The sequence below is a fragment of the Sinorhizobium sp. genome (genome assembly GCF_059070375.1).
The window spans coordinates 87,310-105,285 of the sequence record NZ_JCACWC010000002.1 but is presented as its reverse complement, the minus strand read 5'-3'; the positions used below and the strand labels follow the sequence as shown (position 1 = coordinate 105,285).

Annotated in this window: 14 protein-coding genes and 2 pseudogenes; 5 read left to right on the top strand and 11 right to left on the bottom strand. The window is 60.8% G+C overall.

Translation table 11 applies throughout. From position 1 onward, the window contains the following. Positions 1–275 precede the first annotated feature (275 nt). The 11 genes from AC5J09_RS05205 to AC5J09_RS05155 form a co-directional block, all read right to left on the bottom strand. Entirely contained in the window at positions 276–1,187 is a 912-nt protein-coding gene (locus tag AC5J09_RS05205) for a PhnA-like protein (protein WP_494297132.1), read from the bottom strand. A 734-nt stretch (positions 1,188–1,921) separates the two neighbouring features. Beyond that, complete coding sequence (locus tag AC5J09_RS05200) at positions 1,922–3,067, bottom strand: alpha-hydroxy acid oxidase (protein ID WP_494297131.1); 1,146 nt, start codon at positions 3,065–3,067, stop codon at positions 1,922–1,924. Position 3,068: 1 nt separating this feature from the next. Then, positions 3,069–4,289 (bottom strand): hypothetical protein, encoded by a 1,221-nt coding sequence (locus AC5J09_RS05195; protein ID WP_494297657.1) that lies wholly within the window; start codon positions 4,287–4,289, stop codon positions 3,069–3,071. Between the two features lie 112 nt (positions 4,290–4,401). Continuing rightward, positions 4,402–5,133 carry a histidine utilization transcriptional repressor HutC gene (hutC, locus tag AC5J09_RS05190; protein WP_494297130.1) on the bottom strand — a complete coding sequence of 244 codons (732 nt, stop codon included), beginning with the start codon at positions 5,131–5,133 and terminating at the stop codon, positions 4,402–4,404. A gap of 63 nt (positions 5,134–5,196) precedes the next feature. After that, on the bottom strand, positions 5,197–6,210 hold the full coding sequence (locus AC5J09_RS05185; protein ID WP_494297129.1) for a zinc-dependent alcohol dehydrogenase: 1,014 nt from the start codon (positions 6,208–6,210) through the stop codon (positions 5,197–5,199). A gap of 3 nt (positions 6,211–6,213) precedes the next feature. After that, positions 6,214–7,542, bottom strand: a complete 1,329-nt coding sequence (gene hisD / locus AC5J09_RS05180) for a histidinol dehydrogenase (RefSeq protein ID WP_494297128.1) — start codon at positions 7,540–7,542, stop codon at positions 6,214–6,216. A 39-nt stretch (positions 7,543–7,581) separates the two neighbouring features. Then, positions 7,582–8,382: an ABC transporter permease gene (locus tag AC5J09_RS05175; RefSeq protein ID WP_100674383.1), complete on the bottom strand. Its 801-nt coding sequence runs from the start codon at positions 8,380–8,382 to the stop codon at positions 7,582–7,584. Continuing rightward, on the bottom strand, positions 8,379–9,323 hold the full coding sequence (locus tag AC5J09_RS05170; RefSeq protein WP_494297127.1) for an ABC transporter permease: 945 nt from the start codon (positions 9,321–9,323) through the stop codon (positions 8,379–8,381). Before AC5J09_RS05170 ends, AC5J09_RS05175 begins: the two co-directional genes overlap by 4 nt. Positions 9,324–9,391: 68 nt before the next feature. Next, positions 9,392–10,507, bottom strand: coding sequence for an ABC transporter substrate-binding protein (locus tag AC5J09_RS05165; RefSeq protein ID WP_494297126.1), 1,116 nt, complete (start codon positions 10,505–10,507; stop codon positions 9,392–9,394). 33 nt (positions 10,508–10,540) lie between these two features. Then, positions 10,541–11,674 carry an ABC transporter ATP-binding protein gene (locus AC5J09_RS05160; RefSeq protein ID WP_494297125.1) on the bottom strand — a complete coding sequence of 378 codons (1,134 nt, stop codon included), beginning with the start codon at positions 11,672–11,674 and terminating at the stop codon, positions 10,541–10,543. Between the two features lie 305 nt (positions 11,675–11,979). Beyond that, positions 11,980–12,747: an SDR family NAD(P)-dependent oxidoreductase gene (locus AC5J09_RS05155; protein ID WP_494297124.1), complete on the bottom strand. Its 768-nt coding sequence runs from the start codon at positions 12,745–12,747 to the stop codon at positions 11,980–11,982. A 128-nt stretch (positions 12,748–12,875) separates the two neighbouring features. Between AC5J09_RS05155 and AC5J09_RS05150 the strand changes: the two genes are divergently transcribed. From AC5J09_RS05150 to AC5J09_RS05130, 5 genes and pseudogenes are all read left to right on the top strand, one after another. Then, on the top strand, positions 12,876–13,988 hold the full coding sequence (locus AC5J09_RS05150; RefSeq protein WP_494297123.1) for a histidinol-phosphate transaminase: 1,113 nt from the start codon (positions 12,876–12,878) through the stop codon (positions 13,986–13,988). Positions 13,989–14,452: 464 nt separating this feature from the next. Continuing rightward, positions 14,453–15,037 carry a tyrosine phosphatase family protein gene (locus AC5J09_RS05145; protein WP_411927392.1) on the top strand — a complete coding sequence of 195 codons (585 nt, stop codon included), beginning with the start codon at positions 14,453–14,455 and terminating at the stop codon, positions 15,035–15,037. Positions 15,038–15,072: 35 nt separating this feature from the next. Further along, positions 15,073–15,221 (top strand): annotated as a pseudogene (locus AC5J09_RS05140) (IS21 family transposase); the annotation flags it as partial. A gap of 1,135 nt (positions 15,222–16,356) precedes the next feature. After that, complete coding sequence (locus AC5J09_RS05135; RefSeq protein WP_494297122.1) at positions 16,357–17,394, top strand: calcium-binding protein; 1,038 nt, start codon at positions 16,357–16,359, stop codon at positions 17,392–17,394. 280 nt (positions 17,395–17,674) lie between these two features. Further along, a pseudogene (locus AC5J09_RS05130) lies at positions 17,675–17,841 on the top strand (VOC family protein); the annotation flags it as partial. Between the last annotated feature and the right edge of the window lie 135 nt (positions 17,842–17,976).

Here is a 17,976-nt window from a genome sequence, read left to right as displayed (position 1 = left end):
CCGCTCGCAGTTAGGCACGGCAGCGACCAGAATGCCTTCCAAGCAAGAGATGAGAATCACTCCAACCTCGTTTTCGAGTCGGCTGGGGCGATCACGAACCCGCGAATTTTTCGGTCGGAAGTTCTTCCAGTAGATTACGCCAATTCTTGCGGAACAGTGGTAGCCGCTGACACCTGATGGTGAGCACTCGCCAGGCCCTCTCCGTTCCAGCGCGGGGAGCCAAACGCGTTTCCGACCGCCGATCTCCCGCAGCTGCGGGAGATCGGGGCTACTTACTAGCCGGCCCGACGCGTGGCGCCAGTCGTGACCAGAGTACGTGGCGTTCCAAACGCGCCACCGAACCAAGCCGCGACCGCGCCAACAACGAGGGAGAAGAAGCCCAAGATGGCCCCGCTAGAAACTGCGGTGGCGGCCGTATCGGCGGCTTCGGTCGCCTGTTGTTTGGCGCGTTCGATCGAGGCCTTGTAGCTCTCTTCGTATTGTTGAACCTGCGCGCGTGCCTGGTCCACCGGAATGTTCTGTGCCTTTGCAATGGCATCAGCAGCACGATTTCGTGCTTCTTCCGCGGTCGCCTCGTCGCCGGTGACTGCTGCCTGCACAGCGGCGACTGCTGCGTCGCGGAGTGCTGCCGGATCGTTGCCTCCCGTCGCACTCCTGACCTGCCGCTCGATGTCGGCCATTGGATCCGCGGACGTGGCGATTGCCGGTGCGGCGGCAGAGGTGACTGTGGCGGCAGTCTTGCCGACGCCCCCGATGATGCTACTCAGACCGCTGAAGGCGCCACCCACCAACGCGCCGACGGAGGTCGTAAGGAGATAAAGAACGATCAATGTCGTGACGGCCCAACTCGTCAGCCCATGGTAACTTCCCGTCGTTTTGCTAGGGCGGCCGGAAACCCTGCTGGCGATATATCCGCCGACGAAGGCCGCAACTATGCCGGAGACGACGAACCAGAGACCGCCGGCGATCGAAAAAGTGCTTGGGTTTGGGTTGTCGTTCGTTGTCGGATCGAACACGGCGGCTCCGATGCCGACGCCCAAGAGGTTCAGCAGAAATTGGACCGCAAGCGCGAGCGCCACGCCCGCAAGCACCGCTCCCCAAGAGATTTCGTTGATGACGGTATTTGCCGAGAGATCAGGAGCGTAAACGGTCTCGCGGGTTTGATGAACGGCGACAGGATCGCTCATGATGGTGTTCCTCCCTTTTATGCAACTTGTCTAAACTAAGTACCTGCGAAAGAGTTCCTCGGCCGCGGTGGAGAGCAAGCTCACCTAGATCGATCCCGGGAGCGGGCTGCTATGCCAAACACCGTCCATCGTCGGCCCTCTCCCTGATCTCCTCGAACGAGGGATGCCTCAACTTCCGCTCATCGGTCCCACGCCCGATACTCGCCCCCACTGAAATGATCATCGAGGAAGGGCTCCGCCGTAGTTGCGAAGCCGCTGAGCTCCTCACCAAGAGGTTGGTTTTTGTGTCAGTCTGGGCCCGCGCGAAGGACCTGCTCCGCAAGATCGGGGTTTTCCCGGATGGGCACCTGCTACATCCTTGCAGGGCGTTCTCGCTACAGCGATGACGATGTGGCTACGTTGCTAGAAAATTGGACACAGTCTCTACCAGTTTTGCTGGGGGGAACGGCTTTTCTAGCATAATGCCGTTCGGGACACTTCTGGACGCCCGAGCTTAGAAAGCCATGTCCACTGATATACACGATCCACGTCGGGTTGATCTCTCGGGCGACACGCGCGCCACTAACCGTCAGGTCGATGGGAGAACCGAGTAGGGGCGGCCACGCCTGAAATGGTGGAGTCTGCGGATTTCAAGAGGCTATCGCCTCACTGCCGCTCGTGACCACCTGGACGTCGAATTCAGCACCGCTGAATGCAACAGCGTTTCGTCGCCGGTAAGCTGCGCAGCTCTCCCGTCATAATGTCGAGACGGCTTCCGCGCCGAGAGCCTTGAGCTGCTCGATCGAGGCAATTCCCATCAATGCAAGGCTGATCGAAATCTCCCGCTCGAGGATGGCGATCACCTCGGCCACGCCCGCCTTCCCGGCGGCCGAGAGGCCATAGGTATAAGCTCGGCCAAGCATCACGCCGTCTGCGCCGAGCGCGATCGCCTTGATGACGTCCGCGCCCCGGAGGATACCGCCGTCAAGCATAAGGCAGAAGTCGGTTCCCACGGCGGCGCGAATGCTCGGCAGGGCGCGGATCGTGCTCGGGGCACCGTCGAGTTGACGTCCGCCGTGGTTGGAAATCACCACCCCATCGCAACCGAGATCGCGAGCGCGTACGGCATCAGCGGGCGTGAGAACGCCTTTAATTACGAGCTTGCCCGTCCAGCGTTCGCGTAGCGAGGCGATGTCTCTCCACGACAGCGTCTTGTCAATTCGGCGCGAGAGATTGGCCGCCTGCTCAAGCGCGCCGCGACCGAATTCCGGCCGGTGCTCGATAGCCCTGACCGACGGCATGCCGGCAAGGGCCACCTGTGCGAGCCAGCGCGGCTTCAGCGCGAGGCGGGCGAAGAGGTCCGGCGTCACCCGCGTCAGCGATCGGAAGCCGTTTCGCACATCCCGTTCGCGAATGCCCGTAATGGCTGTGTCCACCGTTACGAACAGGGTATCGACGCCGGCCTGTTCTGCCGCTTGGAGCAATTCCTCGCATAGCGAGCGATCCTCCAGCACATAGAGCTGGAAATGCAGCGGCCCTTCCGTGACGGTGCGAAGGTCGGCTAGTGAAGCGATGGAAAAGGTTGATAGGCAGAAGGGGATGCCCGCGGCATGCGCCGCCTGCAAGGCCTTGACCTCGCCCTTGCCGGAATAAAGGCCGAGGAAGCCGACCGGCCCGAGCATGAACGGCAGGGGATGACGTCTCCCAAGATAAGCCGTGGAAAGGTCCTGCGGCTGCGGCTCGACTAGCACGTTCTGGCGCAGGGTTATGCGGGAGAAGTCCGAGCGATTCGCCCGCATCGTCTCCTCCTCGAAGGAGCCGCCGTCTATATAGTCGAAGAAGATCTTCGGCAGCCGCCGTCGGGCGAGATCGCGAAAGTCGTGGATGTTGACCAGCGCCATGTCAGCCGTTGTCCGGATCGATTGTGTCGATGAAGCTTGAAATTAAATCGTCTCCCGCAGCCGGCTCGCTTCCGGCCATCACCGCGACGGAGAAGCCTATCAGGGAGGAAATCGCATTATGGGTCGTTGCGCCGGCCCGCAGGTTCATCACCAGCGTCGGGCAGAGGAAAAGGCCAAGCCGGATCACCCGGCGCCAGTCGGCCGGAAGCATGCCCCGCGCCTTCAGTTCGTGGAGCAGTGGACGCCATAGTGCCTCTGCCTTCACGTCGAGAAGCGCCCGCCTGACGGAACTTGGCATGAAGTCGGTCGTTACGCGGAGCAGACTACCATCGAGCATTACGTTTGCCTTGTAGTGCTCAGCCGCCATGGCAGGATCGTAGAGCCACAGCGGATGGGCGAGGGTGTTATGGAAGGTCGTCTTCACTTCGGCGAGCAATGTCGGGATGTTCTCGCCGGCAAAGGCGGGGTCGAAAAAAGACAAGCGCGCCCTGTCTTCGCGCTCCTCGTACCAGACATTCGCGTTGTGGGCATCGCCATGCGCGACCACTCCCCCGGCATCGGTCAGCCGCAAGGGGTTCAACCGCTCATGCGCGGCATCGAAGAGGGCACCGAGGCTGTCGCGGTATTCGATGCCGTTCACCACAAAACGGCAGCGCGAAAGCGTCTCCCAATCGATCGTCAGGTTTGGAAAGGTAAAGTCCTTGCCGACATAGAAGCTCGCCATTCGCCCGCCCGGATAGGTACCTGCCGACGGGTCGATGAGCCGTTCGTAAAAGAGCCGGTGGATCGGCTCGGCCGCAACCTCTCCGGCATTCACCGGATGCAGCGTATCGAGATAGACCTGAAGCACGGCTTCGCTCAGCCTGCGTTCGGCCTCAACAGCCCTGTCTCTTGCGGCAGCATCGTCATTCAGATCCAGCGCTCGCAGCACATCGGAAAAACGCGGATCAGTGCGTCGGCGATAGACAAGGATCTGTTCGCCCGGAAGAGTCGACATCAGCAATGGCTGATCTACGGGAAGTCCGGCGCGGGCCAGGATGTCGGCGCGGTAATATTCGCCGCTCATGGCCTCCTCGCCTTCTTCCTGATGGAACTTGAAAAAGAACGCGCCATCTTCGGTATCGAAGAATCCATTGAGGGAATTGAGGCTATACTGGTCGTGATTGATCGCGACGTTCTTTGCCTCGATCCCGAAAAGGTCGCGCAGCAGCTCGGCCAGCAACTGTTCCGCCATGCCGTCTCCGGTTTTGGCGATTTTCCTGATTTGCGCGGTGCGGCTCGTGGCCTGGCTCATAGCGTTCTTTCCGAATGGGTCTTTTGGATAGGAACGGCGGTCACTTGCCGCCGTGCAGATAGCGGCTGCCGAGCGAATAACGGCTGCCGACATAGGTGAAGGTATTCACAGTTGCGACGACCGGTCCTGTCCAGGTCTTGCGGTGCAGGACCAGGCAGCAGTCACCCGGGCGAATGTTCAGCAGGCGAGCCTGGTCAGCACTCGCCGGCAGAGCGCTGATGAGGTGCTCCACCTCGGTCAGCGGCGTTGCGTTCTGTAGGTAGTCATAAGTGGCGACTGCGGCAAAGTCCTGGTCGACATAGCCGGAAACGAGGTTGGGATTGACGTAGCGCTCCTCGAGCTGCACCGGCAGGTCGTTCTCGAAATGAATGACTACGGAATGGTCGACGGGCTTCACCGCCTCAAACTCGAAGGCGAGCAGAAGCTCTGGTTCCGGTCGTGCAATGCGCTCGAGCACGAACACCTCGGCGCGGTGCCGGCTACCGCGCGCTCTGATCTCGGCGATGATGTTGCTGATTTCGATCAACGTCGACTGGGGCCGCGGCGGAGCGACAAAGGTGCCGACGCCCTGAATGCGGCGCAGATGCCCCTCCGAAGTGAGCTCCCGCAGCGCCCGGTGAACGGTCATACGGGACACGCCGAGTGCCATAACGAGTTCGTTCTCGGACGGAAGCCGGCTGTTGCGCGCCCACTTGCCGCTGCCGATGTTGCCAAGGACGAAGTCCTTCACCTTGGCGTAGAGCGGCGATGCAGAATCTGAAAGCGTATTCATGGTTCACTGCCTCCACCGCCGCCTTAAATGAGCCGGCACCCGGAATGACATGACGGACCGGACTTAGCCCGCCACCTCGATGATCGTCTTAAGCGCCTTGCTGTCGCCCCTCAGCAGCCTTTCGTATGCCTCGGGCACATCGTCGAGCGCCGGCAGCACCTCGATGAAACGTTGCAGCGCGGGTGCGAGATCGACGAGTAACCCAACGCTCTCGGGCAACTCGTCTGCAAAGGCATGGCAGCCGACGAGTGACATCTCCCGCTCCACTAGGATGTTCGGGTCGAAATCGAGCCTGCCGTGGCCAATGCCGACGAGCGCCAGCGCTCCGCCGGCCGACAGGATGTCGAGAGCCCGTGCGATCGCCTGAATGCTGCCGGTGGCATCCAGCGCATAGCGCACCCTTCCGCCGGAAAGTGCTTTTTCGATCACCGCCCTGTCGAGAGCAACGACCGCGCCGCCAGTCACCTCGGCGACAAGAGCGGCTTTGTCGGCGTTCAGATCGGCCAGCAGCAGCGGACCAGCGTGCAACCGGGAGAGAAGCAGGGCGCTCAACCCGCCGATCGTGCCGCAGCCGATGACGAGAACCGGTTCGCCGGCCGGAATGGCGAGGCGACGCACGGCATGCAAGGCGACCGCCATCGGTTCGGCCATAGCGGCAATATGGGGCGAAAGCTCAGGATCGTGGCGCACGACCAGTCGGGCTGGCAATTGCACCGCCTCGGCAAAGCCACCGTCACAGATCTCGCCGACGAAACCCAAGGCCTCGCAGACATTTTTGCGGCCGCTCGTGCAAGCCGGACAGGTGCCGCACCACATGCGCGAGTCCGCAGAGACGACGTCTCCCCGCACCACATGGCTGACGCCCTCTCCGATAGCAGTCACGCGACCGCAAAATTCATGGCCTGCCGTCGAGGGCCGGCGCGAGATCCATTGGCCGGTACGGTAGTTGTGAAGGTCGGAACCGCAGATGCCGGCAGCCCTTACTTCAAGGTTGACGAAGCCTGGCGGCGGCGCCGACAGTTCGGCGACCTCCTCCACCCGCAAGTCCTTGGCGTCGTAGAGCCGCACAGCCTTCATAGTTCAGGCGCCTTGCTTCAGATAACGATCGCGCACCGACGACACGGCGAGCGCATGCGAGGAGAAACCCTCGTAGATCGCCAGATTGTGGGAATGCTTGGCGAATTCCGGATAGGCCGGTGCCGTGACATAGCCGATCGAGCTGCGCTTGACGAAATCACTGACCGACAGCGGGCCGAACGTTCTGGCCCAGCGGCTGGTCGGCAATACGGCGTTCGGCCCAAGCGAAAAGTTGGCGATGCTGACCGGAGTATGGGGACCCATCAGGATTTCGGACGCTTCAGTGATGTGGCCGAGATGAATGAAGGGCTCTTCTGAGAGAAGCTCCAGATGCTCCGGCGCATAGGCGTTTACGAACTCGTAACTTTCCTCGATGGACGAGGTGAGAACGATGCCGCCTGTCTTTCCGCTCAGCACGGCCGTTGAGAAGGCGACGCGCTGTTCGGTCATCTTCGCCCAGTGTTCTGGAAGGGCTGCGAGCGCCTCCTCGGCGACGCGGCGGCTGTGGGTAACGAGATAGGCGGAGGAATCCGGGCCATGTTCCGCCTCGATCAGCAGGTCGAGCGCGGCAAGACCACCATGGACCGTATCATCGGCGAGGATCATCACTTCGGACGGACCGGCGGGAAGACCGGTATCGATGACGCCGGAAAGCAAGCGCTTGGCGGCGACCACCCACGGGCTGCCGGGACCGACGATCTTCAGCGCCGGCTTGATGGTTTCGGTGCCATAGGCGACGGCAGCAACGGCCTGCGCGCCGCCCACCTTGTAGACGGTTTCGACACCGGCCAGGCGTGCGGCAACCAGCGTCGCAGCATCGACCGAACCGTCCGGTGCCGGCGGCGTGACGATGGCCAGATTGGAGACGCCCGCAACAACGGCCGGGACCGATGTCATCATAGTCACCGACGGGAAAGAACCTTTGCCGCGCGGCACGTAGAGCGCGACCGACTGAATGGGCGTAAAGCGGTCTCCGGCAAATGCGCCGGGACGGATCTCCTTCAGCCACATGGCTTCAGGCTTCTGCTCCTCATGGAATTTGCGGATGTTGTCTATGCCGAATTGAACGGATTCGATCACGCTTGCATCAACGAGCTTGAAGGCCGCATCGAACTCGGCCGCGGTAACCTTCAGATTGGCTTCCGTGACGTCGGCCTTGTCGAGTTCGCGGCCAAATCGTGCAAGCGCCCTGTCTCCCTCGGTGCGGACGGCCTCCACGATCGGCGCGACCTTCTCGATGAAGGCCGATATGTCGGTTTCCGAACGGCGCAGCAGGGCGGCCTTTTCCTCGAGGTTCAGCTTGGAATATTCGTAGAAAGACACGTTGGTCATCGTCTTGTCCTTGTATCTCGCCCTCGCAGGGCCGCAGGGTCATTTCGATTTCAGGAAGATGTCGAGACCGACGAGCCGGTCGAGCAGCGCGATCGCAACACCCGCGCAGGCGATGAACACCACGGAGATGGCGGCCAGGTCGGGCGTGATGATCGAGCGGATGGAATTGTAGATCTGCACCGGCAGCGTCACGCTTCGAGCATCCACCAGCAGGAGGCTGACCAGAAACTCGTTGAGCGCGAGGATGAACATCAGCAGCGATCCCGTGATCACGCCCGGCAGGACCGCCGGCAGCGTGATATAGAGGAAGCGTTGCAGCGGCGGCGCTCCGCAATTGGCTGCAGCCAGTTCCAGGTCGGGCGACAGATTGCTGGCACTCGCCGTCACAGCCCAGACCATGAAGGGCAGGTTAATGACGGAGCAGGCGATACCCACCGGCCACAACCGCCCGAGAACGCCTATGTTGCCGAGTACCAGCATCATGCCGATGCCGGAACCGATCAGTGGGATGGTGAACGGCAACAGCAGATAGATCTGGATCGATCGAGCAAACCGCACCCGATATTTCGCCAACGCGATGCCGGCGAGGGTCCCGACCGGGATCGAGACCACGGTGCATATCGTGGCGACGATCAGCGAACGCAGGAAGGCCTGCCTCAGGTCACTTGCCTGGGCGATCGCCCCGTACCATTTCAGCGATAGGCCGTCCGGCGGAAAGGTGATGATGTTTCCGGCCGTAAACGAGGCTCCGAGCACCACGACAGTGGGCGCAGACAACATCACAAGCGCAGTCGCAACGAAAGCCCACAGAACGAAGGATTTACTCTTGCTGCCCGTCATTTACGGCCTCCTGTCATGGCGAGCGTGCCTGCGCCGAATACCATGAACACCACGCCGACGAGCATGGACCCGACCGCAACGAGCATCATTGACAGCGTAGCACCCATGCCCTGGTCGGAGGTGCGGAAGAACTGGTCGTAGATCGCGTTAGCGATAAAGTCCTGCGTGCCGCCGCCGAGGATGGCGGGGATAGCGAAGTCGGTGAGCGACAGTGTCATCACGACTAGGCCGGCCCCCACGAGCCCCGGTCGGGAAAGCGGCAGAACGATGTGGCGAAAAGTGCGGGTCCAGCCCGCGCCGAGCGAGGCCGCTGCCGCCTCGAGGTCGCTGGGGATCGCGGTCAGAGCCGGTGCGAGCATCAGCACCGCGAAAGGCAGCATGTACTGAATGAGGCCGAACAGTACCGCAGGGTAGTTGTAGAGCAGCCGTATCGGCGGGACGCCTACGAGACCGAGCGCCTCGTTGACCATACCCTGATTGCCGAGAATGATGAGCCAGCCATAGGCGCGCACAACCTGTCCGATGAAGAAGGGCAAAAACAACGCAACCAGCAGAAACTTGCGAAGCGTGGACGAGGGCGTGCGCACCATGAGATAAGCATATGGAAACGCGAACACCAGCGTGATCGCGGTCACGATCATCGAACCAATCAGGCTACGGCCTGCCACGGTCGCAAAGAAGCTCTCGGTCAGAACACGCTGATAATTGGCGAGCGTATAGCTCTCCGACATCAGGAAGGTATTGGTATCGAGCGTTCTCAGGCTCGTGTCGCCAATCTGGACGAGACCGAGCACAAGCAGCCCCACGAGCACAATCGCGGGCATCAGCATGAGATAAGGTAAGCCTCGCTGGAAGCTCGAGGGCCAGACGAAAGCCGCAAGGCGTTCGAGCATATCCATGACGCGCCACGTCAGGGGATATGCGGCACGGGAAGCGCGCATGGCATCGATCCTGTTTCACGAGAGAATGTTGCCCGCCGTGAGAAGGGACGCGGCGGGCACACAAGGCATCAGCCCTGCATGATTTCCTTGAACTTGGCGAACCACTGGCTTTCGTTCTCGACCTGTACCTTGGACGAGATGCGGATCAGGTGTTTGAAGTCCTCTTCCGTGGTCGGGTAGGACGGATCGCCCACCAGATCGGCCGGCGGCGTGATGCCGGGGATGACGCCGGGAAGGCCGAGACCGTCGAGCCAGATCTGCTGTGCTTCCTTGGTCAGGGCGTGATTGATGTACTTCTTGGCCCAGTAAAGCTCATTTTCGGGCAGACCTTTCGGGATCCAAAGGCCGTCGGTGTCGAACTTTGCGCCTTCCTCCGGCACGACCCAGGCGATCTCGATGCCGTTCTTCTTGGCTTCGCGCGCATTGGTCGAGATGGTGCAGGCGGCGTCGATCTCGCCCTTCTGGAACCAGGTGGTAAAATCCGGGTCCTCGCCGAGCAGGGGCTGCTGCTCCTTGATCTTCGAGATGAAATCCCAAGCCGGCTGCATGTTGGCGGGAATGTCCTCGAGCTTACCGCCGCCGGCGACCTGGGCCGGGAAGTGGAAGCCGATGCCGTCGTTATACAGCGCGATACGACCTTTGAGCTTGGGGTCGAGCAGATCCTTCCAGGACTTTGGTGCGCCGTTCGGGAAGGCCGACGGGCGATAGGCGAGCACGTAAACATAGCCGTAGGTATTGACGATCGGATAGCCGTCGAGACCGACCGGCTTGGCAAGATCCGTGGCGTTCTTGAGATTCGGCAGGTCCGACAGGTCCTCGGTGACCCCGCGCAGCGCCGACTTTGTCGCGTTCGTGGTCGTATCCCAGTTGATGTGGATCGGCGGGACACGCTTCTGGGCAACAGCGGCCCAGACCTTCGGCTGGATCTCGTTGTCCTCGGTCAGATCGTGACGAACGGCAATCCCGGTCATCTTGGTAAAGCTGTCGGACACGCCAGCCTTGAGGGCATCGACCCAGCTGCCGCCCCAGGCGCGAACGATGATCTCGGCCGGCTTTTCCGGCTCTTGGGCAAAGGCGCGACTGGCGCCGAGCGTCGAGAGACCCGCCGAGGCGCCGGCCGCGGCGATCGACGCAAGCAACGTCCGGCGGCGGATCTGCGCGGACAGGAATTTATCATGCGGCATTAGACATTCTCCTCTGGCTGGACCTTCTCGGGGTCATTTTTGAAAGACATGCATATCCCTGGCATTCCAGCCGAGACGAACCTCGTCGCCTGGACCGAACTGCAAGTGAGATTCTGGATCGTGGTCGAAGACCCGCATCAGCACGCCGGCCAGCCTCGGAACCTGAATTTCGTAAACGACGCGTTCGCCTTCGAAAATGCAATCGACGACCTGGCCGTCGACCACCGTTTCGAGTCGCTCGAGTGGCCTGTCCTTCGGTGCGATGCGGATCTGTTCCGCACGAACCGCGCCGCTGCAGGATATGCCGGTAGCAAGTGCAGCATCGGCAGGGATCCCGACGAGACGCACACCGTTGGCTTCGAACACGGCTCGCGCCGAAGTAAGTTCGACAACGTTGCCTTTAATGAAATTGGTCACGCCGATGAAGTTTGCGACGAAAGCGTTCGACGGCGCGCGATACGCATCGACCGGCCGGGCCTTTTGCTGAATGGAACCGCCATTCATGACGATGACCTCGTCGGAAACCACCAGCGCCTCTCGCTGGTCGTGAGTGACATTGATCGTGGTGACGCCGAGCTCTTTTTGGATGCGGCGGAACTCGAGCTGCATCTCCTCGCGCAGCTTGCGATCGAGCGCAGCAAGCGGTTCGTCAAGCAGAAGCAGGTCCGGCTCGAACACCAACGCACGGGCGATAGCGACACGCTGCTGCTGACCGCCAGACAACTCATTGATCCGTCGGCCGCCATAGCCGCCGAGGCGCACGAGATCGAGATAGCGCGCGACCTTTTCCGGGATCGTGCGGGCGTCATGGCGTCGCATCTTGAGCGGAAAGGCGACGTTTTCGGCCGCCGTCATATGAGGAAAAAGCGCGAGCTTTTGGAACACCATACCGATGGCGCGCTTGTGTGCCGGCACGGCACTGACCGGCCGCCCATTGATGAAGATCTCACCGTGGGTCGGCCGGTCGAAACCGGCGATCATGCGCAGCAATGTCGTCTTACCGGATCCGGACGGGCCGAGAATGGTCAGGAACCGCCCCTTGGGGAGGTCGAATGAGGCATTCCTGACAGCGTGAACATCGCCGAAAGCCATGCCGACGTCCTTGACGGAAACAGCGACCGGATTGACGGATCCGGTCGGACGGAGACCAGCAGCAACAACGCCCATTAAATTCCCCTGTCTTGCTCCAACCGATGAGACCGCGGCGAAGCTTTATTCTATTCGACATGGCGGGAAGGCACTCGACGAGCCCTTACGTCTAGTTGTCTATACATATTAGTACAAGTATCGTCAACCGGCATTGCGCATTTTTTGCACTGCAATTCTACATGCCAAATATTTGTGCAGATGCGAAAGGAAGGCGCAAAGCCGCTGACAGTTTGGCAGCGACGGACAGAATGACAAGCAGTCAAGACGGGTCCGTCGCACGGTTTGCACACCACACGGAGCATTCATGCAGGCTCGCGCACGGATCAGATGGAGGCGAGATAGCCGCCGTCGACAGGAATACAATGCCCCGTGATATAGGCAGCCGCATCGCTGCAGAGGAAAACCGCGACACCGCCGATGTCGCTTTCCTTGCCGAAGCGCCGCTGAGGGATTTTTTCCAGCATGCGGGATTGCCAATCCTCGTCCTCGTAGAAGCCCTCAGTCATGGCGGTGCGGAAATAGCCGGGCGCTATGGCGTTGACCCGGATGTTGTGCGCTGCCCACTCGGTTGCCAGGGCACGCGTTACGCCGAGCAGCCCGGACTTCGAGGCGCCGTAGGGTGCCGCCGTCGGGATCCCGACATAGGATGTCAGGGAGCAGAGATTGACGATTGCTCCGCCGTTTGCGTCCGCCATGATCCGGCCCGCCGCCTGGGCACAGAAGAAGGCGCCCTTCAGATTGGTCGAGACGATCGCTTCCCAAAGCGCTTCGTCTACATCGAAGGAAGGCCGGACATTCTCGTACCCGGCATTGTTGACCAGGATGTCGAGACCGCCCAAACCCTCAGCCGCTGCTCTCGTGACGCTTGAGCAAGCCTCAACGTCGCGTACGTCCTGGGCAAGCGCCACGGCGCGTCTGCCGGCCTTTTCGATCAGTGCCCGGGTCTCAGCCAAGCCCTCTACCGTTCGCGCGGTCACCGCCACGTGCGCACCGGCCTCGGCCAGGGCGAAAGCGATAGACTGCCCTATGCCGCGGCTTGCTCCCGTAACGAGGGCGCGGCGGCCGGAAAGGTCGAAGATCGGGCGGGTCATGACGGCTCCTGTCCTGGTTCCAACCTGGATGACATCATTATCTCGACAACATGTCTATACATATATACAGATCATGAATCCCGGCTTATGAATAGCACATAGCAAGGGTACCTCATGGAGACGGTAAAATGGCAAACCCATCAACCCCCATACGGAAAGAAATTCGCTCGATCGCCCCGTATAATGCCGGCCTGACGCTCGAAGAGGTGCGGGCGAAGTACCATGTCGACGAAGTCGCCAAGCTCGGCTCCAACGAGAACCCTCTCGGCCCCTCGCCCGCCTTGCGCGGGCTTTTTCCCGACATCGGTGAACTGGCCCGGCTTTATCCCGATCCGCAGGGCCGCGCGCTCTGCGCCCGCCTGGCTGCCAGCTTCGATGTGGAGAACAATCAAGTTATCCTCGGCAACGGCTCGGAAGATCTGATCGCCGTGATTTGCCGCTCGGTGGTGCGCGCGGGCGACACGGTGGTAACGCTCTATCCATCCTTCCCCCTGCATGAAGACTATACGACCCTGATGGGCGGAAAAGTCGATCGCGTCACCGTTGCACCGGACCTCACCGTCGACATGGACGCCGTTCTCGCCGCAATTGCCCGCAAGCCTCGCATGCTGATGTTCTCGAACCCAATGAACCCTGTCGGCTCATGGCTGACACCGCTTCAACTGGAAAAGGTTATCGCCGCGCTCGATCCGGAAACGCTCATCGTGGTGGACGAGGCCTATGCGGAATATGCAGCCGGCGACGACTATCCAAGTGCCGCCGACATGCTGAAGGTGACGGGCTTGAACTGGGTCGTGCTACGTACCTTCTCGAAAGCCTACGGACTGGCAGGCCTGCGCATCGGCTATGGTATTGTCAGCGACGGCAGCCTTTGCGATTTTTTCAATCGTGCGCGTACTCCGTTCAACACCAATGCGATCGCCCAGGTATCCGCCCTCACCGCCTTTGATGATACCGATCACCTTAACCGTTCCGTCGAGCTTGCTCTGGTCGAACGCGAACGGATGAAGACAGAACTCACGACGATGGGCTACCGGATTGCACCGTCGAAATGCAATTTTCTGTTCTTCGACGCACGCACAGAGGCAACCCGGATGGCCGAAGCACTGCTCCAGCAAGGCGTCATCGTCAAACCCTGGAAACAACCCGGCTTCGAGACGTATATTCGCGTCAGCATCGGCTCACCTGCGGAAAACGATCACTTCATCGAAGCGTTGAAGAAGGCTGAGGCTGCCGGGTGAGGCAGGCGTGAAGCGGACGGCAAGCACAGCTGGTCGTGCGGATAAGGAATTGGAACCCCTATTGGCTTTCGCTCATGCCACATTTCGAGTGCGGTGCGTTCAACCTCCCTGCCATATCTCCGCGCGGCCAGTTTCTTGAGGGTGGCCGCGACGAGTTTTGGCTGGCAGTTCTGATCGCTGCGGTGCGGCGTCATGCCGAGGGAAGGCTGGCCACAGCCTGCACCGCCGCAAATGGCGCGTGTTTCGGGCGGAGCATTTCGGCCAAGTCCGGTCCTTAGTTCTAAACGTCGCCGCTACTTTGACGAGCGACAGGTCCGGCCGGACTAGATGCCCAAAACAGACTGGCGTGAGCATTTGGACCCCGCCTATCGCGGCCGCCCAAACCGATGTATGTCAAGTTCGTCAGGTTGTCGCTCAGGAGCGCGATCGCGCTGATAGACCGCGGAAAACGGGATTGAACGGATATGGATGTCATTTTCACACCGGAGTTGACAGTTTGCGGGATTGAGGAACTGCCGGGCCAGAGCACACGCAACGTCACCCACGTCCTGTCGTTGATCGATCCCGAATATCCCGAGTTGGACGCCTTCCAGACCTACGGCAAACACCACCGCACCACGCTACGCTTCCACGACATCATTGCGGAGGCGCCTGGGCGGGTGATGCCCCATCCGGACCATGTGGCCGAGATCCTCCGCTTCGGAACGGATTTTCAGTCAAGGCAGGATGCAAATGGCTCAAGCCATCTGCTCGTCCATTGCCATATGGGCGTGTCGCGCTCGACGGCCGCCATGCTGTCACTGATGGCGCAGGCGAACCCAGATGAGTCTGCCGAGGACCTGTTTGCCCGTTTGATCGTGATCCGGCCGCAAGCATGGCCGAATTCGCAGATGATCCGTTTCGCCGACGAGCAACTTGGACGCAAAGGCGACCTGACAGCAGCGCTCGGCCGCCATTATGGCCGGCAAATCAAAAGCCGACCGCAGTTCACCGAGTGGATGACAACGCTGGGTCGACAGGCCGAGTTGCAAATGGCGGTTTTGAACTGACCGCACATGCGGGGCCACTGGGAACAAGTTAGAGGTTGGAAGGAGTTTTCCTGCCGTTTGGCGGTGTTCCTAGTGAGGTACTACCGGATATGCCAAGCCGCTGGTTGAGTACTACGACGCAGCTACGCGGGAGGTGCGCTTCAATGCGCGGCTATCTGCCTCACAGAGCCTACGCGGAACGACGAAACCGAGCTCCAGCCTGTTGTAAGAGCAGTGAACCAGCCCCTCCCCGCAGCACCGTGATGGCCTGGGATGCAGCAGCTGGCCCGCGAGGGCCATGGAAAGTGAAGTGAGCGTACCAGGCGCAGACGCTCAGCGTCGAAGCCAGTTCGCGCGCAACTTGACCGGTTAACAGCGCAGCCGCAGGAGGCTTAGCATCGCGCCGCCCGAAGGACGGAAGCCGGGACCGACTGCGCCCGGCAAGTTGCTCCGTCTCTCCGAGCTCATTGGCTAGGCTTTGCGTTCAATTGGGCGCTGCCTGAAATAGCTATGAACAGCCCGTGAGCATGGTTAAACCCACCCCTGGATGTCCGTGGCGAGAGTCAAGTCGTGGCTTGTGGAGCGCACCAATGCCGTTGATTGGCAGATAGACAGCAGGGCCGCCTTTGCCGACGCAATGACGTTCTGCGTTCGCGGGATGCAGGTGTCTGGCGCGGCAAGTTCAATTGCACTGCCAGGCAGGCGAAGTGCAAGCGTGGCGCGGCCCGCGGAACGCTTGCGGCTAAACGACATCGATATGCAGCGGCAGCAATTCTCGACACCTCTGCATTTCAGGATAAAGACGTAATTGGAGGCTCGCGATGAAGACAGCGTTCCTTAGCGGCAATCGCTGCGACGGTTTGTGGTGAATGGGAAAGGCTCCGATGAGGACCGACAAGCTCATCCGAAGCGAGCTGAGAGTGAGCGATCTCTCAGATCCGGATCAAGTGCGAAAGAGCAGGCTGACGGACGACCAAGAGAACCAACACATGCCGGTCGGCAGACACCCTGCAGGTTGTCAGGCCGAAAGTGCGGTCGCTCCTTCAAAAGTCGCAATAGTGACTGGCGCCATCGTTTGAGTCCCAGGTGTCCATCCTGGCGCATCGCGATGTTCGATCGGGCCCGCGCTGGGAGTTGCCTGAAAGACAGCTTCGCTTCAGGAGGTTTGAGCTGACCGAGAAATGATCTTCCGGCAAGATTGCCCATCTGGTCTGCACTTCGGCGTCCCGCAATCCTACGCCCATCAATCACGAAAGCGCCGCAATCGGTTCACCGGCCATTCAGCTTCGCTGCCCGATGATCAGCCATAGATTTCAACGGCTTCTCTGAAAGGTCCAGCAATGGCTGCGCGCATCTACGGAACGAACTATGCCGACATCATCAAGCAGAACGGCTATATCGCCGTCGAGATCTACGCCTATGACGGCGACGACGACATCTACCTGAACCGGACAGACAGCTACGGCGGATACAATTTCGTCGATGCGGGTTACGGCAATGACCTCGTGGTGAACTCCTTCGAAGGTGGCAACGACATTTATCTGGGCGGCGGCAACGATCTCTACATTACCGACATCCGTGCACGTGATGCGAGCTCCCACGACATCGTCTATGGCGGCAGTGGCAACGACCGCTTCGAGATCGAAGGCTACGCCAGCGACTATTACGGCGAAAGCGGCAACGACACCTTCCTCTCCGTCGGCTTCAACAACTACTTCAACGGCGGCAGCGGCATCGACACGATCAGCTACCAATTCCAGGACACCTGGAGCTCGGAGCGTGGCAGAGGGGTCACCATCGACCTCGGCTACCAGTACGCAACCACCGCGACCGGTCGCCGCGAAGACCTGATCAGTATAGAGAACGCGATCGGCACGAATTACGGCCATGATGACATAACCGGTAGCGCCGCCGCCAACACCCTGCGCGGCCTCGGCGGCGACGATATTCTCGAGGGACTCGGAGGCAACGATTTCCTCGACGGGGGCGCCGGCGCCGACGATCTCTATGGCGGCTCGGGTGCCGACATCCTGCGCGGCGGCACCGGCTTCGACTATCTGGCTGGCGGCGCCGGGACGGATACATTCGATTTCAACGCGATCGGGGAAACAGCGGCCGGCAGCAGCCGCGACGTAATCACCGACTTCCGCCGGGCCGAATACGACGTCATCGACCTGTCAACGATCGATGCCGACACGACCTGGAGCGGGAACCAGGGCTTTACCTATGTCGGCAGCAACGCCTTCTCGGGCGAGGCCGGAGAGCTCAATTTCCGCTCCGGGATCATCTCGGGAGACGTCAATGGCGACGGCTACGCCGATTTCCAGATCCGCGTGAACGGCGTCACGAGCCTGCGCGTCGACGACTTCTTCCTTTGATCGCAGGCCGAAATGCCAACCTAAGCCACAAATCAGGTTGGCGCGGTCCAATGATCAACTCCCCCGCCGATATCCATGATTTCCGTTGGTGCGAAGCCGGCTACGAGGTGGAAGTGAGTCGCCCGCCGGGCTGAGCAAACGCCACAACTCCGCACTGATTTAAGCTTAACTGCCGGAAAGCTCCCTGGCGCTCGGGCCAATATGAGAAGTCAGGCCACGCCTTGATCGTCAATGAAGTTGGCCATCCTGCGCATCGCGGATTTCCGCGAGCGTGGCGTAACTCAAGGCAGATGGCGGAATGGTGGTGTTGCCCCCTGCTATGGTGCGGCTTTCAAGAGGCGTCTTGCCCCCGTAGTCACTCGGGCGGGCTTGGCTGTCAAATTCATGACGATGCTCGAACTCCCCAAAATTGGGGAGGCGACCACAGGAGATCTTCCATTGAGTGGCGAGCTGGGTGCGAAGCCTCACTACGAATCCGGACTATACTGCGAGCACCCGGGCTTTATCAGATGCGGCAGCTTCGACTTCGCCGACGCCGGGCGGAAGAAACCGGCCGGATCACCCCAGCGCCATTGGCTCCGC